Below are 22,792 nucleotides of genomic sequence, written 5' to 3'. Positions count from 1 at the left end.
AGATGGACCGCCCAAAACTAGCGCCCCTCGGCGCGTCGCAAAATCAAATGCATATCCTGGTGCCAAATATTTTCATCGAGATACCACTCCCCCGTGGTCACCTCATACCCGAGCCGCTCATAAAAGCCGATCGCGTTATCCTGGCCAGAAAGCTCGAGGCGAACCACACCGTCGTCGTCAGCGGCATGCTCGCGCGCCAGCTCGTGGATCTTTTCCATCACAGCCCGCCCCAGGCCGATGCCCCGCGCCCACTCATGCACGGCCACCCGGCCAACCTTCGCCTGCCCGGGCCCGCCGATCATCAGCCGCGCAGTACCGGCGTCCTTCCCATCCACGGTTGCAAGAACATGCAAAGTCGTCTCGGAAAAGTCCAGATCATCAACCTCGGATTGGTGGCTCACCTTCTGCTCTTCAACAAACACCTTCACCCGGATCGCAAAAATCCGCTCAAGCTCCTGCCGGCTCACAATCTGCCACACGCGCGCCACTAGTACATGCCCTCTCGCACCATGGCCAGCGCCCGCGCCAAATCCTGCGGATACCCCGACTCCACCTCGAGCCACTTCCCCGTTCGTGGATGCGCAAATCCAAGCCCGCAAGCATGCAACCACTGCCGCTCCAAACCAAGCGCTTCCGCCTGCACCGGATCAGCCCCATACATCACATCACCCACGCACGGATGCTTAATCGCCGCCATATGCACCCGAATCTGGTGGGTGCGCCCGGTCTCCAAATCGACCTCCACCAGCGAGGCCCCCGCCATCGATTCAATCACGTCGTAATGCGTCACTGCGTGCTTACCATCCGCGCGTACGCCCATTTTCCACTGGTGGCGCATATCCCGGCCAATCGGAGCCTCAATCGTGCCCGACATCGGATCCGGATGCCCCTGCACCAGCGCATGATACGTCTTCTTCACCGTGCGATCCCGAAACGCCCGCTTGAGCACCGAATACGCCAGCTCGCTCTTAGCAACGGCCATCGCCCCACTCGTGCCCACATCCAACCGGTGCACGATCCCCTGGCGCTCCTGCGGGCCCGACGTCGTGAGCGTCACCCCCGCCGCCAGCAAGGCGCCCAGCACGTTCGGCCCCTCAAAATTGTGCGAAGCATGCGCGGCCACACCCACTGGCTTATCCACCACGATCAGGTCCGCATCTTCGTACAGGACTCCCATGCCTTCCACGGGAGTTTCGACGACGGCGGGCTCGGCGGCCGGCAAACGTACCTCCAGCACCCCACCCGCAGCCACGCGGGTTGAATTCTTCGGAATCTTACCATCGAGCAGCACTTCCCCGGCGTCTATCAACTCCGCGCACTTCGCACGCGACAGGCCCGTCATCGTGGCGAGCGTGGCATCCACCCGCCCACCCGCAAGGCCATCCGGCACGAGATACGTGTTCACTCCTCGTCTACCTCAACGGGATCGAGTTCGGTATCGGTATCTTCGGTGGCACCATCCTCTGCGCCGGCCACAGCCGCAGGCTTAGCTTCAACGCCGCCGGTGGCGTCGTCGTCGGCAAAAACTTCTACCAAAAACAGTGCCAACAGCCCAACAACCAGGGCGATATCGGCAACATTACCGATGAACCAGCCGTTGTAATTAATGAAGTCAACAACGTAACCGCCCGGGAAACCCGGTTCACGCACCAGCCTGTCGATCAGATTGCCAACGGCACCGCCCCACACGATTCCCAAAATGATTCGTCCAGTCAGCCCAAAACGCCCCATAAAAAACGGCAACGCAACGGACACAACCGCCGAAATTAGGGTGAAAACCCAGGTGGCAGAGCTACCAAAAGAAAACGCGGCACCCGAATTGAAAGCGAGTTCAAAAGATAGAAAATCTCCGAAAACCGAAATAGTCCGGCCACCCGACAGCGCGTCAAGCGCCCACTGCTTCGACGCTTGATCCACCACGATGACAATCAGGCCAAGCGCAAGTGGCAAAGCGAGTTTCTTCATAGCGGACACGAAAGGAGGGCGCTCACCGTGCCCTTCTTTCGACAAGAATCCTACTGCTGGTTTTGCGATTCGACGTTCTGGAGCAGCGACTCAAGGTAGCTACGCAGACGCGTACGGTAATCGCGTTCGAACTCACGCAATTCAGAAATCTTCCGCTCAAGCAACGAACGCTCTTCTTCGAGCTTCGTGAGCGTGCGGTTGTGGGTTTCCTCGGCTTCGGTAATGATGCGCACAGATTCGGCATTTGCCTCGCTGATAATGCGCTCACCCTCCGCACGGCCATTAGCCACGTGCTCATCGTGCAAACGCTGTGCAAGCGAGAGCATCGCCGTGGCGTTTTGAGCCTGATCCTGCTCGCTATCGCTAACTGGCGCGAATGTCGCGGTGGAAGCCGCCTCCGTCGGAGCATGCTCATCCGCCTGTGGCTGCGCATGGCCCAACTGGTTCTCAAGCTCGGTCACGCGAGCCTGCGCAGCCTGAAGCTGAGCTTCGAGTTCCTGTTTCTCCTTCGTCAAGGCGGCAATGGTTTCAGCCACCTCATCGAGGAAGAAATCAACTTGATCCTTATCAAATCCGTCTTCAGCACGCTTGGCGTCGTTGAAGCGCATATTGATGACATCATGCTCGGTAAGCTGAGCCATATCCTTCACCTCATATTTCACTATTACGGCAAGCGTGACCTGCGGCTTAGCTTGCGTTCCCCGGTTAGCCTACTTCAGCGAAGCGGCATCCGCCTACTTAATAACGCATCTAACACGTCGTTCGATCGTCTAATTTATCACAAACGCACGGTCCGAACGCGCTCGCACTATCATTTGCTAGCCGATTATAGGTAAATCGATATCCGTTGTATCACTTGGACACCGATGAACAACACGATAAACCCCAAGTCTAAGCTGATACCACCAAGGTTCAGCGGCGGAATGTATTTACCGAGGAAGCGTAGCGGCGGATTTGTCAGCTTGTATACAAGGTTCGCGAGCACGAGCAACGCGCCCGTCGGATACCAATCGCGCGCCAAGATTTGAACGAAATCTAGGATCACCCGGGCGAGTAGGACGAGCGTGTATAGCTGGCACGTCCAAAATAATATGGTGCCGAATATCGACATTGAGTATGCCAGGCCTTACTTGAAGTAGTGCTGGGATTCCGAGCCGTGGGTCTCGATCTTGACGCTCTTGGGGGTGAGGAGGAACACGTCGTCTGAGATATGGCTGAAGACGCCTTCGAGTCCGTAGGTCAGCCCGAGCGCAAAATCGATGATGCGATTGCGTTGGGCGTCCGGCGCCTCGGAAAGGTTGAGAACGATCGGCAGTCCGTTGCGGTATTCGCGCGCAAATGTTTCCGTCTCATTGAAAGACGCTACCCACACCGTAACGATACGAGCAACCTCGGGAGCCGAAGTTACGGGCTGGAGGCTGGCCACCTCGGCGTCGTCGTAATACTCTTCACCGTCGTAATCACCGGCGTCGTCATCACCGTATTCTTCTTCGTAGTCGTCGTACTCGTCGGCATAAGGTGTTGCTTTGGCAGCGAGCCTGTCAAAAAAGCCCATCGGTGATCCCTTCCTATTCGGCTTCCTCCAAACTATTAGAGAATCGGGACGAAACGGCGATGATACTCGGTGTGTCGTTCACCCAATGTGGACCAGCCCGACGAAGCGGCCCGTTTTTCTGCCCTCGTGAGTGGCCCGGCGGTGGGAATAGTGTGCGGGTGATGCGTACGTGCACACGGGTGATCTGTGGATATTCGTGACGCCGCACGCCTGAAGTTGCCGTTCGAGTCCGCCTGCGATGTCGAGCCCGGGTGTTCCCCACCGAGTTGTTACGGCCGTACCCGGCCAGCGAGAGTCAAACTGCGTGGCTAGCTCTTCGCCTACTTCGTAGCACCTTCCGGCTATGGACGGGCCAAGGAAAGCGACGACGTCGACCGTGCCGAGCGCATCCAGTACGGCATGCGCGATACCAAGATCGAAGCCCGCTCGTCCCACGTGTACGGCCGCGCCGCGCTTACCGTCGTCGGTCACCACGATGAGTGGCACGCAGTCGGCAACCATGACAGCCGCCGCTTGCCCGGTTTCGACGACGACGGCGTCCGCCTCACCCACGCTCAGATAACCGAGCTCTCCTCGGCTTGCCTCACTTGCTCGAGCGATGGTCTTGCCATGGACCTGTGACATCCAGGTGAGTTCTACCCCTATTTCGCGCTGGAGCAGGCCGCGGTTTGCGCTCACCGCGCCAGGGTCATCCCCCACGTGAAAACCGAGATTGAAAGAGGCATGATCACCGGTTGATGCGCCGCCTACGTTCGAGGTGAAGCCAACTTTCACGCCGCGTGGTAGGAGGCTCGGATCGATCCAGTCAACAAGCCCGCTCGTTCTCGGTGTGTTTGTGGTGCCTTCGTCCATGGTGCTATTGTGCCAAAATTCAGCTCATTGGCCACTCGTTTTGTTTGTTCTCAGGCTTTCGCCGATCTGTTGTGGCGGCGGTAAACGTCCCCGCGCAGATCCGTCACTCCCGCGGAGGTCGATAAGTCGCCCGGGGATCGATAAGCCACTGAAAATCCGGGAATTCGTGGCTTACCGATCCCCATCGGCGAGATGGACCCCCGGGACGGCCCCGCACTGCGGGACGGCCCCGCACTGCGTGGGCAGCACTCCCAAAGATTTAGAGAGTTCTTTTTCTCCCGGACATCCAATCAAGTGGCCAAAAATCCGTGAAAATAACCTGCCAAAAACCGTAATAAGGGTGCGAGCGTCGATCGTAAGGCTCAGTAGCAAGGTTTTTTCACGGATTTGAGCTTCTCTACCGAAACGGCGATAGAACACATGGGACACAAGGGTAAATAACGCACCCATCTGACTAAGAAACCCAATGTTCCCCGGCGAAGTGCCGGGGAACATTGGGTTCAGAGAGAGGATAGAAGGAAAAGTTTTTATTCGGCGCCTTTATTCACCGTCGAGCAGTTTACTCGTCGCCGAAGAGGAAAGGCGGAATATCGAGGTCGGGCCTGCGGCTCTTTTCTTCTTGCACCTTGGGAACCTCAAGCGAACGCTCTTCGTTACCCCCGCTAACCTTTGGGCGGTGGGCAGATTCTGCCGGCTGTGCCTCCTGGGGCTCAACAACGGGATTTTCCACCGGAGCAGCCGGCTCCGGTGCCGCTTCCGCCCGCGTGGCCTGCGCAGCCACGGGTACCGAAAGCTTGTCAGGCTCCTGGCCGCTCATCAGGTAGTCCTTCGACTCGTCAAAGCCCGCAGCGATGACGGTCACGCGGACCTCATCACCAAGCGATTCATCAATGATCAGACCGATAATGATGTTGGCATTCGGATCGACAGCTTCCTTGACCAGCTGGGACGCTTCAGCATACTCGGTAAGAGTGAAATCGGTGGAGGCCGTAAATGCGAGCAACACGCCATGCGCGCCGTCAACGCGAGCCTCAAGCAGAGGCGAAGAAATAGCATTCTCGGTTGCGCGAAGCGCACGATCCGGCCCGTTCGCCGAACCGATCCCCATGATCGCCGTGCCGGCATCCTTCATGATCGTGTTGACGTCCGCGAAATCGACATTCACTTCGCCCGGCATCGTGATCAGATCGGAAATCCCCTTCACACCGTTATGCAAAACCTCGTCAGCCAGCCGGTAGGCCTCAATGATCGACAGGTCTTCTTCGGTCACATCAAGCAGGCGGTCATTCGGAATCACGATCAACGTGTCAACCGCTTCACGCAAAGCAGCGATGCCTTCATTCGCGTTGCGATTGCGCTGCAAGCCTTCAAAGGAGAACGGGCGCGTAACAACACCAACGGTCAGCGCTCCCAATTCACGGGCCGCATTGGCGATCACGGGAGCGGCACCCGTACCGGTTCCGCCACCCTCACCGGCAGTCACGAACACCATGTCCGCACCCTCGAGAGTGGACTGAACGACGTCAATATTCTCCTCGGCCGCCCGGCGGCCAACAGTCGGATCCGCACCGGCTCCAAGACCATTAGAAACGTCTCGGCCGATGTCGATCTTCGTCTCCGCCTCGGACTTGGCAAGCGACTGGCTATCGGTGTTCACCGCAATAAATTCGACGCCTGCAAGGCCGTCTTGGATCATGCGGTCAACAGCATTCACGCCGCCTCCGCCAACGCCAACGACCTTAATATTCGCCGAGTTGTTCAACGCGTACATAAGCTATTCCTTCCAAACTTCAAGTTGAACTTGAAGTATTTTGGCTCCAACCTCGCGAGAAAGGTACGGTTGCGCGCGCCGATTTTCAACGACATCGCCGGTGTGTTGCCCAATTGCAGCAAAGTCTGCGCTTTATCTGCTGACCGGAGCTTCCGGGATCGACACATCGTAGTGGCTGGCCGGCTGGTTCACAAGCGCGTCAAGCACCTGAGACTTAAAATCGTTGCGATCCAGCCCGCCCCAAAAAACACTGCGCCCATCGGTAAAGTTGATCGTCACTAAATCACCGTTTGCAATGGAAATTTCGGATACCAAAGCGCGCGTGGATGCAGACAGCGTTCCAAGTACGGCAAGCGCATCCGCAACCGCAGCTGCCGAATCCAACTCCGCACCGATATCGCCGATTCGCGGCAGCGTACTTGCCAGATCCGGCGGAATATCTAGATAATCCCCACTCTCGGTGACCGCTACGCATCCCTCATCTGCAGACATGCACGCAACGGGAACGGCCTCGGTAATTGCCACGGAAAGGCCGTCTGGGAAATGCCGATCCACACTCGCGGTAGCGATCTCGGGAATCTCACTCACGATCTCGTTTTCCAACGTGCGCTCGTCTAATAAAAGAACCGAATCACCATCGCGCCGCGCCACGACTTCTTCCACCTGAGCGCGATTAACAATCGAAGGCTCTGAATATCCCGTAATATCCGCCGCATCGAATTCGTAGCGCGTAAGCGGGGAACCGAGCAGCAGCCAGGCCACAAAAGCACCGGCGGCAAGAATACCTGCAACAATGCCAAGGCGCTTGAGCCGGATCTTCTTTTCTTCTCTGCGCCGCTCCTGCCGCCGCGCATCGAGACTGATCGAATTCCCGCCATCCTGGTAGTCATTTCGCTCTAACACGTGTGCCCTGGTCTGGGCCCACAGCATTCCCGCTCGCTTACCCAGCTCGAGCTCGCTAATTTTCGCCAAAGCCTTCGACCGGCTTTGTACCGCGCCCTCACGAAGCTCCTCGGGTGTGCCCTCGGCGAGATCCTCTGGTTTCGCGTCATCGGTCTCGCCGGCCTCAACGCGCGCGCCGTCGTCGTTATCGGGGCGCTCCAGAGCAACTTCCTGCGCCAGATCTTCCGGGTCCTCGTACCACTCGGCATCCTCGACGTCCTCCCAGTCGTGCCACACTTCTGGCGCGGGCGCGGTTGGAATATGGTCTTCCATCGTGGGCCGCCGTTTGGCAGGCAACTCTCCCCCGCCCTCGCGCGGCACTGGCGACTGGGTGGTCAAGCGGCTTGGTTTACGAGGCTGGCGAGGCGCCCTCATAGGGCTCCTAAAACGACGTCGGCCATCTCGGTGATGTCTCCCGCGCCCATCGTGATCACCAGGTCACCGGGCTTGGAAAGTTCAGCGATCCGCCGCGCGGCATCGTGCCGATCCGCAACCAGCTCCGCCTTGGGCAAAAGCTCAGTAATCGCATCCGATTCACGACCATCTTCTGGCACTTCTCGCGCGGGGAACACGTTCGTTACGACGACGGAATCCGCCAACGCCAACGCATCCGCGAACTCTTTTGCAAAGTTTTCGGTGCGCGAATACAGGTGTGGCTGAAACAGGACCCGCACGCCACCTGCCGTCACCTCGCGTGCAGTTTCGAGGGTGGCCCGCACCTCGGTTGGGTGATGGGCATAGTCGTCGACGACGGTGCGCCCCGCCTTTTCGCCTCGGCGCTCAAATCTGCGCCCCGTGCCACGAAAATTCGTCAACGCGTCGGCCATGTCTTGCGCATCTTCGCCAAGTTCAATGCCCACCAAAAGCGCACCCGTAGCATTCAAAACATTGTGTGCACCCGGAACTGCCAGCCGTAGCTTGATCGGTTTGCCACGGAATTGGAGGGCTGCTCCCCCATCCACGTCGGTAATCTTCGCGTGGTGTTCCAAGCCTTCACCCCGGCCGTACGTCCACGTGCGCATCCCAGCTGCCCGTGCGCGCTTCGCCAAGTCAAAAGCACCTGGACTATCGGCGCAACAGATCAACAATCCGCCGAACTCGATCCTGCGGGCGAACTGTGCAAAAGCCTCGTGAAACGCTTCTTCCGAACCGAAGTGGTCCAAGTGATCGGGTTCGATATTCGTCACGAGAGCCACGCGCGGCGAGTAATTCAAGAAGGAGCCATCGGATTCATCAGCTTCAGCAATGAACATTGAGCCTTCGCCCATATGCCCGCCCGACATCCCGCCGGCAAGCTGACCACCGATGGCCCGGGATGGATCACGCCCAAGCGCGTCGAATGCGACGGCGAGCATGCCCGACGTCGTCGTTTTACCGTGCGCGCCTGCCACCGCAATAAAATCCTTACCGGCCGCAGCTATCGCCAGCGCCTGAGAACGGTGGATAATCTCTTGGCCGCGTTCTTTGGCGACCGCGAACTCTGGATTATCGGCCTTGATCGCGGTTGAAACCACGACGACGGCACCTGGCGGAACATTGGCGGCGTCATGCCCGATCGCAATCTTCCCGCCGGCCTTCCGCAAGCGCTCAACATTCGCAGATTCACCGCGGTCCGAGCCGCTCACCTCGTGCCCGGCCTCCAATAACAGCTGGCCCACCACGGACATCCCGGCGCCACCAGCGCCAATCAGATGGTATTTCATCGCACGGCCTCGGCAAGATGGAGCGCAATCTCCGACAACCTGCTAGCCGCATTAAGCGGCGAAACACCCGTTGAACGCTGGGACATTTTTTGTAGCGTATCTGCCTCAAATAGGGGAATAATACGATCTCGGACTGCTCGCACATCAAGCTTCTTGTTGTCTATCATGATCGCACCTCCCGCGTTCACCACGTCCTTCGCGTTGAGCGCCTGCTCACCATTGCCTATCGGAAGCGGAACAAACACCGCAGGCAGCCCGAGCGCAGAAAGCTCAGCCACCATTCCGGCTCCCGCCCGCGAAACCGCCAGATCGGCAGCCGCATAAGCGTTTTCCATATCGTCCACATAGTCGATCACAACGTAACCCGAATCGGGGGCCTTGGCTCGCACAGGTGCATCTTTTCCGCGCCCGGTCACGTGAATTGTTTGGATACCCACACTTCGAATGTCACCGGCCGCTGCAGCAAACACGTCATTCAGGTGTTTTGCTCCCGAAGAACCGCCCGTTACCAACAAGATCGGTTCCTCCGCATTAAGCCCAAAGCGCGCAGCCGCCTCATAACGTGCAGCTTTCCGCCCACCCGGGCGGGCGGCCAACTCCTCAATCTCCGGCTTGAGTGGTAAGCCCACGCACACCGTGATGCCCTTTCTCGCGCGAAGCGGAGTTGACGGGAAGGTCAACGCCACCGTGGCCGCAAAGCGTGCCCCCACTTTATTCGCTATGCCGGGCCGAGCATTACCTTCGTGCACCACCACCGGGATCTTTCGCTTCCGAGCAGCCAGATACACGGGTGTTGACACGTATCCGCCAAAGCCGACCACCACGTCAGCCCGGTGCCGATCCAAAATTGCGCCGGCCGCCGTCGTCGCGCCCCGAATCCTCATGGGAAGCCGCGCAATATCAAGCGACATAGACCTTGGAAGCGGCACTCGCTCGATAGTTTCCAGCTGGAACCCAGCATCGGGAACCAGGCTCGCCTCCAAACCAGAGTCCGTGCCCACCGCCACGAGGTGACTGTCCGGGCTCGCTTCTCGGATAGCATTCGCGGTAGCAAGCAGCGGGTTTACATGCCCGGCTGTTCCACCACCAGCAAGAACGATATTCGGCATTATCCGTTTCTCCTCACAAGCGTTCGTGCTCCGTGAGCTAGTCTACTGGGAACTCGGAAGCTCTCCTTCACCCCCGGCACGCTCAGGGCACTTCCGGTCACGATGCCAACCATGCCAAGCGTGGCAATCATCGAGCTACCTCCATAGGAAATAAATGGTAGCGGCACGCCGAAAACGGGGAGCAAGCCCGCCACCACGAGCATGTTGGCAAAAGCCTGCCCGCACAGCCACATCGCCGCACCACCCGTGACCAGCTGCCCGTACCTATTCGGATGATTGAACGCGATCTGTTTCAGGCCCCAACCTAGCGCCAAGAACAACGCGATCACGGCTAACACGCCCAATAGGCCGAGTTCTTCACCCACCACGGCAAAAATAAAATCGGTATGCGCCTCTTTCAGGTCCCACCATTTTTCTTTGCCAGCACCAATACCGACGCCGGTCACTCCACCCGATCCGAAAGCGAACTGCGCAAATTCAATCTGCGTGGGCGAATGGATGTCGGGAAGGCTCACGAGGTCTCCAAAAAAATCCCCCACTCGCCGCAAGCGCGAGGGGCGAGCCACCACTAAAATACCGCCTAAAAATCCGCCGATCAGAATCGGAAACACAAGATGTTTACCCCTCACCCCTGCAATCCAGAACATGCCCAGGGCGATCATGGCAAATATCAGCGCCGTTCCCAGGTCACCACCGAGGGCGACCACCCCGATTGCCGCCGCAAATCCGAGCGTGGGAATGACCAGCATTTGCGGAGTTCGGATCTCTTTTAAGGTAAGGCAGCTGAGCATATAGGCCAGCCAGACGACCATTGCGAGTTTCAAAAACTCTGATGGCTGGATCGCGATCGGGCCAATATCAAGCCAGTTATTGTTTCCGCCAACACCTTCGCCGCCCTGAAGGAGCACGCCGATTTGCAGTAGCACGCCCAGGCCGAGCGCTCCGTGTGCGAGCGAAGAATTGAAGATTCGCGCGGGCAGTACCGCAAGAATAATCCCAAAAACGATACCGATGATTGCTGAAATAACCTGCCGAATTGCGACGGAAAACAGTGCCTGGTCCGGGTTTGCATCCACCACCCTGATCGAAGCGGGAGCGGTGGCAGAAAACACCATCACAAGGCCGATAGCCACCAGCGCCGCCGTACTGAGCAGCACGACCATCAGACCCTGATGAACGGCATCGCGCCGCATTCGGCCATTTTCAGTCAGCGGTTTGGCATCAATAGCTGCCATGTTCACCCCCGAGGTCTCGCACGGCGTTCGCAAACTGTTCGCCGCGATCGGCGTAAGACGCGAACTGGTCCATCGACGCGCTTGCGGGCGCGAGCAGCACGGTATCGCCCGAATGTGCAAAAGCTTGGGCCTGCGCCACCGCTTCGCGCATGGGCTTGTCCGCAGCGGGATCGACGTAGTGAACGGGCACTGCCGCGTCTGCAAGCGCGTTTCGCCACGGCTCCTGATCCACACCAATCACGACGACGGCGCGCAGGTGCGGCGCTACTTTCGCCACGAGTTCGGTGAAGCTTGCGCCCTTGGCTTGCCCGCCCACGATCCACACCACGTTTTCCAGCACGCGAATCGCTGACTGTGCAGCATGAGCGTTAGTGGCTTTGGAATCGTCGATGTATCGCACGCCGTCAATGTTTGCCACCAATTCCAACCGGTGGCGCCCACCCGAAAAGGCTCGCAGCCCGGCAGCAATGTGTTCCGGTGCTACCTCGATTGATCGTGCCAAGGCTACTGCTGCTAGGGCATCTTTCAGGATGTGGAACGGCAAAACGCCGTTATCCGCCGCCAGGTGAGCCAGATCCGAAAGCTCGAAAAGTGCTTCGGCCTGCGCGGGATCGGCCACAAAAGCGCGGTCCACGATCACGTCTTCAACCAGGCCGATCTGCCCCGGCAACGGGGTATCTATCGCGATGCCGACGTTGTAGGCGCCTTCGAGCTTCGGGGCATCGAGCACCATGGATTCAACTGCTTGCTCACCAACAGGGTAAATCCTGGGGCCGTGCACGTTTGCATAGATGCTCGCCTTCGAATCGCGGTAGTGTTCCCGATTTCCATGCCATTCCAAATGGTCGTCGGCGAAATTGAGGCAGATAGCTGCGGCCGGAGCCATCGATTCCGTGGCTGCGAGTTGAAAGGAGGAAAGTTCGAAGGCAAATGCTTGTGGTGCGTCATCATCGGTTGCGCTAACTGCCGCTACCGCTGGCGTGCCCACATTCCCAACGGCTACGCCGCGTAATCCGGCGTGCTGGAGGATGGAGGCAAGCATGGAGACCGTCGTCGTTTTCCCATTCGTACCGGTCACCGCCAGCCACGGCGCGAAGCTGCCGTCCGCGTGCGCGGCACGAAGGCGCCAGGCAAGTTCAATTTCTGACCACACTTTCACGCCGGCGTCACGCAGCCGCCCCCACTCGGTGCCCACCATGGCAAACGCCGGGGATATCACCACAACATCGGGATTCCAGGCAAGTAGCTCATCAAGAAGAGCATCCGGATCCTCGTTTGCACCGCCGTCAAGATCGGCGAACGCTTCGCGGGCCGTGGCGTTAGCATCCCAGGCAGATAGCTGCGCGCTCACCCGCGTCGAAAGCGTTTCGAGGGCTGCCCGGCCCGAGACGCCGAGCCCCAAAACGGCGATCCGCAAGCCGTCCAAGTCGCGGGCACCGGGAATCATCATTGCTGCGCCAACCATTCCGCGTAAAACAGGCCCATACCAACGGCTGCGAGCAATGCCTCGATCAGCCAGAAACGCACCACGATCGTTACTTCTTTCCAGCCCTTAAGCTCGAAGTGATGATGCAGCGGCGCCATCTTGAATACGCGTTTACCGGTTGTTTTAAACGAGCCCACTTGAATGACGTTCGACATCACAATGATCACGAACAGGCCGCCAATCAAAACAGCGAGGAACTGGGTTTGGGTCAGGATTGACACGCCCGCGAATGCGCCGCCAAGTGCCAGTGAGCCCGTATCCCCCATAAAGATCGCGGCAGGTGAGGTATTGTGCCACAGGAAACCGAGGCAGGCGCCCACAATTGCCGCGCACACGATCGCAAGATCTCGCGGATCACGCACGTCGTAACACCCGGGCGCAGGATTGACCACCGACAGGCAGGATTGATAGGACTGCCAAATAGTCAACACCGTATAGGCGCCGAACGCGATCGAGGCCGCACCCGCGGCCAAACCATCAAGCCCATCCGTCAAATTCACAGCATTCGACCACGCGGTGATCAGGAAGTTTGCCCAGATCACAAATAACACCACGCCAATAGCCGTGCCTGCAAACGCGAGGTTCATCTCCGTATCGCGTACAAAAGATATGCGCATCGAGGCCGGCGTACGATTCAGGTCATTCTTAAACTGGAGAGATGCCACCGCGAACGCAACGCCAACCACGCCCTGCCCAAGGATTTTCCCCATCGGGGTCAGGCCCAAGGAGCGTTCATTTCGGATCTTTGAGTAGTCGTCAAGAAAACCGATCAGGCCCATGCCCACCATCAGGCATAGCAGGAGAACGCCGGAGGCATTCGGAAGTCGCTGGGTGGCGAGATTGGCCAGTGTATACCCGATAACAGTCGCGCCAATGATCACGATCCCGCCCATCGTGGGCGTACCGCGCTTGACTAAGTGGGTGGTTGGCCCGTCCTCACGAATGTATTGGCCGTAAGATCGCCGCTTCAAAAATCTCACCAGAAGCGGCGTGCCGAACAGCGAAATGATGAGCGACGTTGCCAGCGCTATGAGAATTGCAAGCATTTAGCTATCCTCTCCCAGCAACGCTTCTACAACGCGCCACACGCCAGAACCATTAGAACCTTTGAACAAGACTACGTCACCGGGCTGGAAAATCGGGGAAAGCACAGCCAGTGCAGTGTCCGCATCGGTTTCATGCACGTCAATACCGTGCGATTTCGCCGCCTCTACCAGCGCCTGCAGATGTTCACCGACCGCGATCACGATATCAACGTCCGATTTATGCGCGTAATCACCAATCGCTGCGTGTTCGGCGTCCGATGCTTCACCGAGTTCGAGCATCGCGCCAATCACGGCAATCTTACGGCGGTCACGCCCCAAGCTCTCAAGAGCATCGAGGCCTGCCCGCATCGAATCAGGATTAGCGTTATAGGAATCGTCAATGATCAGAACGCCATTGCGTTCACTCACCGCCATTCGGTGCGGGCTTACGGGCCCGCTATTTGCCAGCACCTGAGCGATCTGTTCCGGGCCGATCCCGAAACTTGCGGCCACGGCCGCCGCCGCAAGCGCATTCGCCACGTGGTGTTCGCCAACAAGCCCAAGCGTCACTTCTGCTCTACCGCGAGAGGTAACCAACGTGAACTTCGGATGGCCGCTATCATCAAGGCGAACATCTTCAGCATGTGGACCGGGAAGCCCCTGCACCCCAAAAAAGTAGACGTCCGCTTCCGTTAAGTTCGCCATGGCGCGCACGCGTTCGTCGTTTCCGTTCAGGATCACGACGCCGCCTTGTTTCGTTCCGATCACCAGTTCGGCTTTCGCCTTCGCAATATTCTCGATTCCGCCGAACTCGCCCAAGTGTGCCCGTGCCACCGATAGCACCACCGAAATATCCGGCGGGGCAATCGAGGTCAAATACTCGATATTTCCAATCCTGTCCGCACCCATCTCCAACACGAGCGTGGCGGTGTCCGCGCCCGCTCGCAATACCGTAAGGGGCAAGCCAAGCTCGTTGTTCAACGATCCGGGTGGAGCAATGATCGGGCCACGGATGGCGAGCATGGAGGCCAGCAGGTCCTTCGTCGTCGTTTTACCAACCGAACCGGTCACGGCCACGACTTTCAAAGAAGGATTGGCCTGGCGTGCACGGCGCAATGATTCCCGGGCGAGCGAGCCAAGCGCAAGGAGTGGATCATCAACTGAAATGATGCGATCCACCGGAGCCCCCGAGTCCAAGGCAACCTTCGCGTTGGCCGTCAGAACACCTACCGCGCCAGCTTTAAACGCGGCACCCGCAAGGCTCGAACCGTCCACCCGTTCACCTGCAATGGCAACGAAAAGCTCGCCTCCGCGAATCTGCCGGGTATCTGAAACGACGCCCGTGACCATCTCATCACCGGCGCCATCAAGCGTACCTTTAACGTCCATCGCCGCTTGCGAAAGGCTTATCGGGATCATGTTTCTTCCGCCATTCCTAGAGCTTCGCGAGCCACCATCCGATCGTCGATCTCGATAGCTTCGCCTGCAACGTCCTGGATTGTCTCATGGCCTCGCCCCGCAACAAGCACAACGTCCTCCTCATGTGCGTCACGGATCGCAGTGCGGATCGCCTCCGCGCGATCTGCGATTTCCTGCCAAGAAAAACCCTCGGGGATGCCCGCGATCACTTCCCGCCTGATCTGGGCAGGATCTTCCGAGTGCGGATCGTCGTCGGTGACGATCAAATGATCGGCGTGGTCCGCAACTGCGCGCGCCATCATCGGGCGCTTACCACGATCGCGATCTCCAGCCGAGCCCGTCACCACGATGAGCCTGCCTGGCCGAACGCACTTCACCGCGAGCATTGCCTTTTCCAAGGCGTCAGTATTGTGGGCAAAGTCAACCACCACATACGGGCGTTCGCTCACGACTTCCATCCGGCCCGGAATCACCGGCGAAACCCCACCCTGGGCAATCGCCTCCGCCAACACGTCCGGATCCACACCGGATTCAATCACCATCACCAGCGCAAGCGCAGCGTTAGCAACATTGAAATGACCGGGAAGATCCGTATGCGTTGTCAGCACCCCACGCGACCCTTCCACCGTAAACTGCTGATCGTCGTAACTGACCGTCCAATCAGCCGCGCGCCCACTGAGCGAAAGCGAAACAATCGCCCCCGGCCGCCTCTCGGCCGCCTCCTCGTAAAGCCGCGCCCCGGCGTCGTCATCAACAATCACCACGCCACGCACCGAACGCTGCGGATCAAACAGACTGGCTTTGGCGTTGAAGTACTCGTTGAGAGTTTCGTGGTAATCCAAGTGATCCTGGGTGAGATTTGTGAAGCCAACGACGTCGAAGCGCAGCGGATCCGTACGCTTTTGATCGAGCGCGTGCGAGGAAACCTCCATCACCAGATCGCTCCCGCTGCGCTCGACGAGCACCCCGAGCATTCCTTGCAAGTCCACCGGTTGGGGTGTGGTCAGCGCAGCCGGCACCGCCTCGCCCCCTATTGTGACGCTCACGGTGCCGATCAGGCCGGTCCTTCGCCCAAGCTGACGCAAGAGGTAGTCAATCATGTACACCGTGGAGGTTTTACCATTCGTGCCCGTCACACCAAACGTGGTCAACTGTGCCGCCGGATTGCCGTAGACGTGCGAAGCCACCTGCCCCGCAACCGCCGCGGGATCCTCGACGACGAGCAACGGCACACTAACAGGCGCCTCCGCGCCAAGCATCTCATTATTTATCAGCTCGGCGCCCTGCGCGTCCGTCAGAATCGCTGCCGCACCAGCCGCAATAGCCGAGCACGCGAAACTTGCCGCGTGTACCGTTCGGCCTCGGCTCGCAATAAAAAGATCCCCGGGCTGAATCGTCCGGTTATCGGCGCTCACCCCGGTCACAATGCCATCAGGCAAGTTCGCACAGCCAAGCTCGCTCGCAATATCGGCCAAACTAACCCGCACCTTGTTTTCAGGACGCACCGGGAACCCCCTCAATAAGTTCGGTCTCCGACCACGGTAGACGCACGAGCGGCTCGGTAGACGGCGGAATCTTCTGTTGACGCATCGCAAACTCGGCCGTCTGCGCAAACACCACCGCCGCAGTATCACCACCGTATCCGGCGCCACCGGCGTTATACACAATCGAAGCGAACACAATCTGCGGATCCTCCGCAGGAATTGCACCAACGAACGTTCCCGCACGCTTCGTCAGCGCACCCGAAGCATCCGGCACCTGAGCCGTTCCCGTCTTGCCGGCCACGTTATAACCGTCAACCCGGGCACGCCAACCCGTCGAATACGGGTCGGTCACCGCTTGCATCATCTCCATCATCTCATCGGCCGTTTCAGCTGTGAGCACCTGGCGCGACTCGCCCACCGTCGTCGGCGTAAACTCACCGTCAAGCGACTCAACGCCGTCAACGATGTGGAGCGGAATATACACGCCGTCATTCGCAACCACAGACATCATCTGAGCCAGCTGAAGTGTTGTGGCACTCCATGCCTGGCCAAACATCGTCGTGTAGCGCCCTCGCGGCCCCCAGCTCTCAACCGGATGCAAAGTACCCGACTGCTCACCCGGAAGCTCAATTCCAGTCTTTTGTCCAATCCCAAAATCTTGAAGATACTGATAGCGCGTTTCATCCGGTACCAGATCGCCAATCTGGACAAGCCCGGTATTGTACGACTTCGCAAGCGTTCCCGCCACCGTCAAATTCTCTGCTGGGTGCGGATCATTATCGCGAATCACCTCACCGTTGGGCATTTTCATCGGAGTTGACACGTGAAACAGGTCAAGTGGCTCGACAGCACCCTCATTCAACGCGGTCGCATAAGTAATCACTTTGCCAGTCGAACCCGGCTCCACAATCGCTGAGACTGCGCGCGAATTCCAGTGCCGCGGATCCGTGGCCGAAAGGTTGGCGGGATCAGGAGAATTAGAATCAGCAAGAGCCAGAACGCGCCCGCTACCCACCTCAATCACGATCGCCGTACCCCACTCGGCGCCACTACCCGAAACAACACCATCGAGCGCGTCCTGCGTGGCCCTTTGCAAATCTCGATCGATGGTCAAATGCACGTCCCCACCATCAACAGCGGGAGTTTCATGCCGCTGCGAATTCGGAAACACCGTGCCACTAGGCCCCACTTCAAACTGAACCAAACCCGGCGTGCCAGCAAGCACCTGCTCAAAACTTTGCTCAATACCAGACCGGCCGGTCGGCGTCGTCGAATCCTCCGTCTCGCCCAAATAACCCAAAACCGTACCCGCGGCGTTCCCATTCGGGTACTGGCGCTGCATAAACCGCTCCGGATAAATTCCCCGGATTCCGAGACTGTTAATCTCCCGCCACTCATCGGGCGAAATATCAGAAACCACAAGCTGCCACTGGCTCTTCTTCGGCCCGCCCATGAGCAGACCGCCCAACTCAGCCTGATCGATCCCCACAAGAGGCGCAAGCTCGCGTGCGGCCGCCGCCGCACCGGCACCATCAATCTTGCCGTCCTCATCGCGGCTCACGTAATCAACAATCTCGGTCTGATCAACACGCACGTTATACCGCTCAAGGGACGTTGCCAGCACAGCGCCGTTGGCATCGTAGATATCACCGCGCTTAGCTTCAATCGGATATGAGCGCGATCTGAACTCGCGCGCCGTTTCCGACAGCGTGTCAGCCTGCACCACCTGCAAATAAACAAGCCGAACAGACAGCAAAATAGCGGCGAAGAGAATGAGCACCGCCACCGAATTCAACCGCCGCCGAGTGGTGTGCCGAGCCCGCGCATCTGAACCTTTTCCAGAGCCAAGACCGCGGCGGAGGCTGCTACGAAGAGCATCCCCCACCTGCTGGTCCTGCGACTTGGCCATGCACCAATCCCCTACTTCTTCGCCGGGGCGGTGATCACCCCGGTTTCAAGATCAATGTGCAAAGCAGCTTCGGCCGGAACCAGCCCCAGCGAGCTCGCACGTTTACGTAATTCATGAGGAGTGGACACCCCGATCGCCTCCTTTTCCAAGGTGGCTTCCCGAGCTGTCACTTCATTCAGTTCAACATTAATGTTTTTCACGTCGTATGCGCCCTGAATCATGAGCGTGTTGAGGTGAAACGCGACGCTAATCGAACCTACGAACAATGCCAAACAAACGAAAACGGTGCCGAAGAAACCGCGTGCCGGCGCGGGTGTGGGCACAACTTCCAATCCCGGCATCTCGATGACGGGGCGTGTGCTGGGCGCCGCAAATGCGCGCTGGGTATTGAGTGCTGTGCTCATCGGTTACCTCGGTTCGGGATGGATAGGTGTTTCGGTGTAGGTGCGACTCGTTCAACGCCGCGAAGTCTGACGGATGCACTGCGTGGATTCTCCGCGATTTCTTCTTCACTGGCTTTGACAACTCCGCGATGTAGCTGGCGAAGATAGGGTTTGTGGGAATCGAGCTCGACGGGCAGACCGGCCGGCGTCGTCGATGCGCTACCTTTGGCAAACGTTTCCTTGACGATGCGATCCTCCAAAGACTGATACGACTCCACCGCGAGGCGCCCACCCACACGCAGCGCCTCGATTGCTCGCGGGATTGCTAACTCGAGGATCTCGAGCTCCTCGTTCACGGCAATGCGCAGAGCTTGGAAGGTGCGCTTGGCCGGGTTTCCGCCAGTGCGGCGAGCAGCTGCTGGTATCGCCTCGCGCACAATCTCCACCAGTTCGCCGGTGCGCTCCAACGGCTTGGTTTCCCGACGCCGGATGATCGCCTCTGCAATGCGCGCGGCAAACTTTTCCTCGCCGTAGACCCGTAAAATGCGTGAAAGCTCAGAATGGGAGGCCGTAGCAAGAATTTCTTTTGCGCTGCGGCCCGCTTCGGGATTCATCCGCATATCCAGCGGCGCATCCTGAGCGTAAGAAAAACCGCGATCCGCCTCGTCGAGCTGGAGTGAGGACACGCCTAGGTCCATGAGGATCGCGTCAACCTTCCCGTCGCGCCCGTGTTCGGCGGCAACCAGATCGACGTCGTCATAAGTGCTATGAACCGCCACGAACCGGCTGCCGAACGGCTCAAGGCGCTCGGAAGCGAGGCGAATGGCCGAAGGGTCGCGGTCAATGCCGACGACGCGCAACTGCGGGAACTCGCGCAAAAATGCCTCGGTGTGGCCGCCCAGGCCGAGCGTGCAGTCAATCATCACCGCATCGCCGGCGAGCGAGGGCGCGAGGAGGTCAAGGAGGGTACGCGTAAGGACCGGCTGGTGAAGCTCGTTGTTATCAGCTGTGCGCACCGATCCTCCTTCTGCTCGAGATCGATTGGTCCCCCACCGCCGGCCTGAAGTTGGGGAATTACCTCAGGACACCGGTGGAAGGCCGACCGACCTCGGGGCTAAAACACTCCCGGGATGAGCTCGTCTTCCCTATCCGCAAACTCAGATTCGTTCTCGTTCAAGAACGAATTCCACTCGTTGAGATCCCAAACCTCCACGTGTGAACCAGAGCCAATAACCGCAACCTCACGTTCAAGACCGGCATAGTCACGCAACGCCACCGGAATGGTGATGCGGCCCTGCTTGTCTGGAATCTGATCGTTGGCACCCGAGAGAAACACGCGCTTATAGGTGCGTGCTTCCTTGGATGTCATCGGTGCTTGATTCAAACGCTCCAGCATGTTTTCGAACTCCGACATGGGAAAGATGTACAGGCAGTGTTCCTGCCCGCGCGTCATAACGAGCCCGCCTTGGAGCTGGTCTCGATATTTCGCAGGGAGGATGAGGCGCCCTTTGTCGTCAAGCCGTGGTTCGTACGTACCTAGGAACACAATCCACCCCCTTTTCCCACTTGCACCCCACTTTACTCCACTTTGCTCCAACTACAAGAGGAAACACGCTTTAGTTTTGGAATATTTCGCGGAAAATCAACAAAAAATCTGGTGGAGGGATTTTTCACTTTGGCAGCCAAAATTTGGGCTGTGGGAAGTTTTTGGGGCTGGGTGCGGCTCGGGTTAGGAAGGGTCCATCACAATCCGGGCACCATACACTTATCAAGGGCACGTTTAACATCGAGCGGGAATTTATCGTGAGGAAAAGCGGTTTTTAGCCACGAGCATCGATGTGCACACCCATAGTCATGAAATTTTCACGCCATGATTTGTATCCGGTCTAGTACATGACCGATTTGGGGGATAACAGACTTGCGCGATGACCGATTTGGCATGCAATCAAATCGAGACACGACCAATTTGGGACGCGATAAGTTTGGCACGCGACCAATCGGGGTAATAGCCGACACGGGAGCCTTACCCATCCCACGGCCGGCGTGGCGCGATACTTGCATCATTGCGGCGCCACATTACGTGCCAATAAAAATCTCGCGGGAATGAAATAGGTATCGCAGGAGTGAGAGTAAGTATCGCGGGAAGGGAGCGCCCACGCTAATTCAGGGAATGAAAAGATCTAGCCCTGCTGGCGCTTGCGCCACTCATCCATCTGTTGCTCCATAAAAGAAGTGCGGGACTTTCGTTGCGCCTGGCCCGAACCAGCCGGTGCTTCTACGCGTTCCATGCCGGCCGCCAAGTACCAAAATCCGCCAAACACGACGGCGAATCCAGCAATCCCCAACACAATCTGATCAATCGCTACAGCACCGAGCACGACGAGCAGCCCAACTACGGCAACAATCAGCCCAACAACAAGATGTTTCGGAGAAATCGCAGTTTGCATCGCCGAGCTTTCCTTAGCTGCAAGCGATTCGGCCAACTTCGGATCATCATCGGCAAGTTGCGCCTCAAGCTGCTCGAGCATCTTCCGCTCGTAATCAGAAAGAGCCATGGTTCCCCCATACATCTGTTCGTTCATTCAGGATACAGCAAAATTTTGACGAGGCTAAAGTGGGAGCTCACGCCCGTAACGAAACTCTATTCAAGAGCCCGCGGATCCTCGACCTCGCCAATCAAAGAACCAGGTTTTAAGATCTGGCCACCAAACTTTTGCCGCACCGAGTCCATAGCAGCCTCGGCTTTGCCGCGCCGGCCGTCGTCGTCGATTGACATCTGCACGCCAGCGCTGGGATTCGCCAAATTTTCGGCCCGCACACCAATCAGCCGGATCCCGCCACCTGGGATTTCCACCCCGGCAAATAACCGCCGCGCCGCCGCATAAATCTCACTTGCCAAATCGGTGGGCCCGCCAAGAGTCACCGAACGCGAGATGGTCGAAAAATCGGCGTCAGCGCGCACTTTGATTCCGATCGTCCACGACACGAATTCTTGTAGCCGCAACCTACGCGCGACGTCGTCTGCCAAGTGGAGCAAAACCCGCTCGGCTTCCTTCCGCTCGATAATCGGATCGAAAAAGGTCTGCTCGCGGCTCACCGATTTTTCCACCGATTCCACAGTGACCGCACGCGGATCGTGCCCCATCGCGAGCGCATACAGGTGCGAACCAGCCGCATCGCCAAGAAGCCGGCGAAGGCGGTGTTCCCCCAGGGCAGCCAGATCCCCGGTGGTTTTAATTCCTTTACGTTCAAGCTTTTCGCGCGACACGGGCCCAACTCCCCACAGCGCGCCAACGGGCAAGGAATGTAGAAAGGGAATGGTCTGCTCGTGCGGGATCAGGAGCAGACCATCGGGTTTGGCGTGTGCGGAGGCGATTTTCGCAACGTGTTTGGTTGAGGCAATGCCGATCGACGCCGGAACATTTTCCCGCGCCCGTATCGTTTCCCGAATGTGCTGAGCGATCTGCACTGGCGTACCAAAGATCTTGCGAGCCCCGCGCACATCAAGGAAGGCCTCATCCACAGAAATTTTCTCAACTAGTGGCGTGACATCCTCCAAGATCCCCATGATCCGCTTCGATACTTTGCCGTAAAGGCCGTGGCTGGTCGGCAAAATCACCAGCTCGGGGCACAATCGCTTCGCCTGCCCCACCGGCATCGCCGAATTCACCCCGAACCGCCGAGCCTCATAGGAGGCAGCGGCGATCACACCACGGTCTTGCCCACCCACTGCAACGGGTTTGCCTACCAAGTCTGGCCTCGAGAGCAGCTCTACGGACACGAAGAAGGCGTCCATGTCTACGTGCAAAATATTGGTCTGGGAATCGTCGCTCCCCCAATTTCGCTTCGCACGTTCGCTTCGCGGGCCCCTGGACATCTGTGCTCCTTTCACAGCCAGTTTACGCGCTAGCTCCGACATCTAAGCGCTACACTGGATCGCATGCCTCGTCACAA

General features: G+C 58.4%; 22 protein-coding genes. All 22 read right to left on the bottom strand.

All coding sequences use genetic code 11. The features are described from left to right. Positions 1 to 17: 17 nt before the first annotated feature. The gene (locus J2S70_RS08045) at positions 18 to 488 is read right to left on the bottom strand and encodes a GNAT family N-acetyltransferase (protein WP_307683206.1); all 471 of its coding nucleotides are present in this window, start codon (positions 486 to 488) and stop codon (positions 18 to 20) included. Next, positions 488 to 1,405: an RluA family pseudouridine synthase gene (locus J2S70_RS08040; protein WP_307683205.1), complete on the bottom strand. Its 918-nt coding sequence runs from the start codon at positions 1,403 to 1,405 to the stop codon at positions 488 to 490. Before J2S70_RS08040 ends, J2S70_RS08045 begins: the two co-directional genes overlap by 1 nt. Beyond that, entirely contained in the window at positions 1,402 to 1,965 is a 564-nt protein-coding gene (gene lspA, locus J2S70_RS08035) for a signal peptidase II (RefSeq protein ID WP_307683204.1), read from the bottom strand. The genes J2S70_RS08040 and lspA overlap by 4 nt, the downstream gene beginning before the upstream one ends. Positions 1,966 to 2,015: 50 nt before the next feature. Then, positions 2,016 to 2,606: a DivIVA domain-containing protein gene (locus J2S70_RS08030; RefSeq protein ID WP_307683203.1), complete on the bottom strand. Its 591-nt coding sequence runs from the start codon at positions 2,604 to 2,606 to the stop codon at positions 2,016 to 2,018. Between the two features lie 185 nt (positions 2,607 to 2,791). Further along, positions 2,792 to 3,076, bottom strand: coding sequence for a YggT family protein (locus J2S70_RS08025; protein ID WP_307683202.1), 285 nt, complete (start codon positions 3,074 to 3,076; stop codon positions 2,792 to 2,794). A gap of 15 nt (positions 3,077 to 3,091) precedes the next feature. After that, on the bottom strand, positions 3,092 to 3,520 hold the full coding sequence (locus J2S70_RS08020) for a cell division protein SepF (protein WP_307683201.1): 429 nt from the start codon (positions 3,518 to 3,520) through the stop codon (positions 3,092 to 3,094). A 78-nt stretch (positions 3,521 to 3,598) separates the two neighbouring features. After that, a complete protein-coding gene (locus J2S70_RS08015; protein WP_307683200.1) occupies positions 3,599 to 4,372 on the bottom strand; it encodes a polyphenol oxidase family protein in 774 nt (257 codons plus the stop codon). Between the two features lie 559 nt (positions 4,373 to 4,931). Beyond that, positions 4,932 to 6,143 carry a cell division protein FtsZ gene (gene ftsZ / locus J2S70_RS08010; RefSeq protein ID WP_307683199.1) on the bottom strand — a complete coding sequence of 404 codons (1,212 nt, stop codon included), beginning with the start codon at positions 6,141 to 6,143 and terminating at the stop codon, positions 4,932 to 4,934. A gap of 132 nt (positions 6,144 to 6,275) precedes the next feature. Further along, a complete protein-coding gene (locus J2S70_RS08005; RefSeq protein WP_307683198.1) occupies positions 6,276 to 7,460 on the bottom strand; it encodes a cell division protein FtsQ/DivIB in 1,185 nt (394 codons plus the stop codon). Further along, positions 7,457 to 8,788 carry a UDP-N-acetylmuramate--L-alanine ligase gene (gene murC, locus J2S70_RS08000; protein ID WP_307683197.1) on the bottom strand — a complete coding sequence of 444 codons (1,332 nt, stop codon included), beginning with the start codon at positions 8,786 to 8,788 and terminating at the stop codon, positions 7,457 to 7,459. The genes J2S70_RS08005 and murC overlap by 4 nt, the downstream gene beginning before the upstream one ends. Beyond that, on the bottom strand, positions 8,785 to 9,897 hold the full coding sequence (murG, locus tag J2S70_RS07995) for an undecaprenyldiphospho-muramoylpentapeptide beta-N-acetylglucosaminyltransferase (protein WP_307683196.1): 1,113 nt from the start codon (positions 9,895 to 9,897) through the stop codon (positions 8,785 to 8,787). The genes murC and murG overlap by 4 nt, the downstream gene beginning before the upstream one ends. Continuing rightward, positions 9,897 to 11,132: an FtsW/RodA/SpoVE family cell cycle protein gene (locus tag J2S70_RS07990; RefSeq protein ID WP_307683194.1), complete on the bottom strand. Its 1,236-nt coding sequence runs from the start codon at positions 11,130 to 11,132 to the stop codon at positions 9,897 to 9,899. Before J2S70_RS07990 ends, murG begins: the two co-directional genes overlap by 1 nt. Then, entirely contained in the window at positions 11,119 to 12,582 is a 1,464-nt protein-coding gene (murD, locus tag J2S70_RS07985) for a UDP-N-acetylmuramoyl-L-alanine--D-glutamate ligase (RefSeq protein ID WP_307683193.1), read from the bottom strand. Before murD ends, J2S70_RS07990 begins: the two co-directional genes overlap by 14 nt. After that, a complete protein-coding gene (gene mraY / locus J2S70_RS07980; protein WP_307683192.1) occupies positions 12,579 to 13,664 on the bottom strand; it encodes a phospho-N-acetylmuramoyl-pentapeptide-transferase in 1,086 nt (361 codons plus the stop codon). Before mraY ends, murD begins: the two co-directional genes overlap by 4 nt. Beyond that, complete coding sequence (locus tag J2S70_RS07975) at positions 13,665 to 15,062, bottom strand: UDP-N-acetylmuramoyl-tripeptide--D-alanyl-D-alanine ligase (protein WP_307683191.1); 1,398 nt, start codon at positions 15,060 to 15,062, stop codon at positions 13,665 to 13,667. Beyond that, a complete protein-coding gene (locus J2S70_RS07970) occupies positions 15,059 to 16,567 on the bottom strand; it encodes a UDP-N-acetylmuramoyl-L-alanyl-D-glutamate--2,6-diaminopimelate ligase (RefSeq protein ID WP_307683190.1) in 1,509 nt (502 codons plus the stop codon). The genes J2S70_RS07975 and J2S70_RS07970 overlap by 4 nt, the downstream gene beginning before the upstream one ends. Continuing rightward, positions 16,557 to 18,455 carry a peptidoglycan D,D-transpeptidase FtsI family protein gene (locus J2S70_RS07965; RefSeq protein ID WP_307683189.1) on the bottom strand — a complete coding sequence of 633 codons (1,899 nt, stop codon included), beginning with the start codon at positions 18,453 to 18,455 and terminating at the stop codon, positions 16,557 to 16,559. The genes J2S70_RS07970 and J2S70_RS07965 overlap by 11 nt, the downstream gene beginning before the upstream one ends. Before the next feature lie 11 nt (positions 18,456 to 18,466). Further along, positions 18,467 to 18,859 carry a hypothetical protein gene (locus J2S70_RS07960; RefSeq protein ID WP_307683188.1) on the bottom strand — a complete coding sequence of 131 codons (393 nt, stop codon included), beginning with the start codon at positions 18,857 to 18,859 and terminating at the stop codon, positions 18,467 to 18,469. Beyond that, positions 18,856 to 19,854 (bottom strand): 16S rRNA (cytosine(1402)-N(4))-methyltransferase RsmH, encoded by a 999-nt coding sequence (gene rsmH, locus J2S70_RS07955; RefSeq protein ID WP_307683187.1) that lies wholly within the window; start codon positions 19,852 to 19,854, stop codon positions 18,856 to 18,858. Before rsmH ends, J2S70_RS07960 begins: the two co-directional genes overlap by 4 nt. A 98-nt stretch (positions 19,855 to 19,952) precedes the next feature. Continuing rightward, positions 19,953 to 20,384, bottom strand: coding sequence for a division/cell wall cluster transcriptional repressor MraZ (gene mraZ, locus J2S70_RS07950; protein WP_307683186.1), 432 nt, complete (start codon positions 20,382 to 20,384; stop codon positions 19,953 to 19,955). A gap of 634 nt (positions 20,385 to 21,018) precedes the next feature. Beyond that, entirely contained in the window at positions 21,019 to 21,393 is a 375-nt protein-coding gene (locus tag J2S70_RS07945; protein WP_307683185.1) for a DUF3040 domain-containing protein, read from the bottom strand. 86 nt (positions 21,394 to 21,479) lie between these two features. Then, on the bottom strand, positions 21,480 to 22,715 hold the full coding sequence (dinB, locus tag J2S70_RS07940) for a DNA polymerase IV (protein ID WP_307683184.1): 1,236 nt from the start codon (positions 22,713 to 22,715) through the stop codon (positions 21,480 to 21,482). Positions 22,716 to 22,792 lie beyond the last annotated feature (77 nt).

Source organism: Trueperella bonasi (assembly GCF_030811535.1).
GTDB lineage: Bacteria > Actinomycetota > Actinomycetes > Actinomycetales > Actinomycetaceae > Trueperella > Trueperella bonasi.
Note: the sequence above shows the minus strand (reverse complement) of the source record. Positions and strands in the feature narration are given on the sequence as shown.

Coding starts and splice junctions, on each gene's coding strand:
- lspA (WP_307683204.1), bottom strand. CDS start 1,965: ATGAAGAAACTCGCTTTGCCACTTGCGCTTGGCCTGATTGTCATCGTG.
- J2S70_RS08030 (WP_307683203.1), bottom strand. CDS start 2,606: ATGGCTCAGCTTACCGAGCATGATGTCATCAATATGCGCTTCAACGAC.
- J2S70_RS08025 (WP_307683202.1), bottom strand. CDS start 3,076: ATGTCGATATTCGGCACCATATTATTTTGGACGTGCCAGCTATACACG.
- J2S70_RS08020 (WP_307683201.1), bottom strand. CDS start 3,520: ATGGGCTTTTTTGACAGGCTCGCTGCCAAAGCAACACCTTATGCCGAC.
- J2S70_RS08015 (WP_307683200.1), bottom strand. CDS start 4,372: ATGGACGAAGGCACCACAAACACACCGAGAACGAGCGGGCTTGTTGAC.
- ftsZ (WP_307683199.1), bottom strand. CDS start 6,143: ATGTACGCGTTGAACAACTCGGCGAATATTAAGGTCGTTGGCGTTGGC.
- J2S70_RS08005 (WP_307683198.1), bottom strand. CDS start 7,460: ATGAGGGCGCCTCGCCAGCCTCGTAAACCAAGCCGCTTGACCACCCAG.
- murC (WP_307683197.1), bottom strand. CDS start 8,788: ATGAAATACCATCTGATTGGCGCTGGTGGCGCCGGGATGTCCGTGGTG.
- murG (WP_307683196.1), bottom strand. CDS start 9,897: ATGCCGAATATCGTTCTTGCTGGTGGTGGAACAGCCGGGCATGTAAAC.
- J2S70_RS07990 (WP_307683194.1), bottom strand. CDS start 11,132: ATGGCAGCTATTGATGCCAAACCGCTGACTGAAAATGGCCGAATGCGG.
- murD (WP_307683193.1), bottom strand. CDS start 12,582: ATGATGATTCCCGGTGCCCGCGACTTGGACGGCTTGCGGATCGCCGTT.
- mraY (WP_307683192.1), bottom strand. CDS start 13,664: ATGCTTGCAATTCTCATAGCGCTGGCAACGTCGCTCATCATTTCGCTG.
- J2S70_RS07975 (WP_307683191.1), bottom strand. CDS start 15,062: ATGATCCCGATAAGCCTTTCGCAAGCGGCGATGGACGTTAAAGGTACG.
- J2S70_RS07965 (WP_307683189.1), bottom strand. CDS start 18,455: ATGGCCAAGTCGCAGGACCAGCAGGTGGGGGATGCTCTTCGTAGCAGC.
- J2S70_RS07960 (WP_307683188.1), bottom strand. CDS start 18,859: ATGAGCACAGCACTCAATACCCAGCGCGCATTTGCGGCGCCCAGCACA.
- J2S70_RS07945 (WP_307683185.1), bottom strand. CDS start 21,393: ATGGCTCTTTCTGATTACGAGCGGAAGATGCTCGAGCAGCTTGAGGCG.
- dinB (WP_307683184.1), bottom strand. CDS start 22,715: ATGTCCAGGGGCCCGCGAAGCGAACGTGCGAAGCGAAATTGGGGGAGC.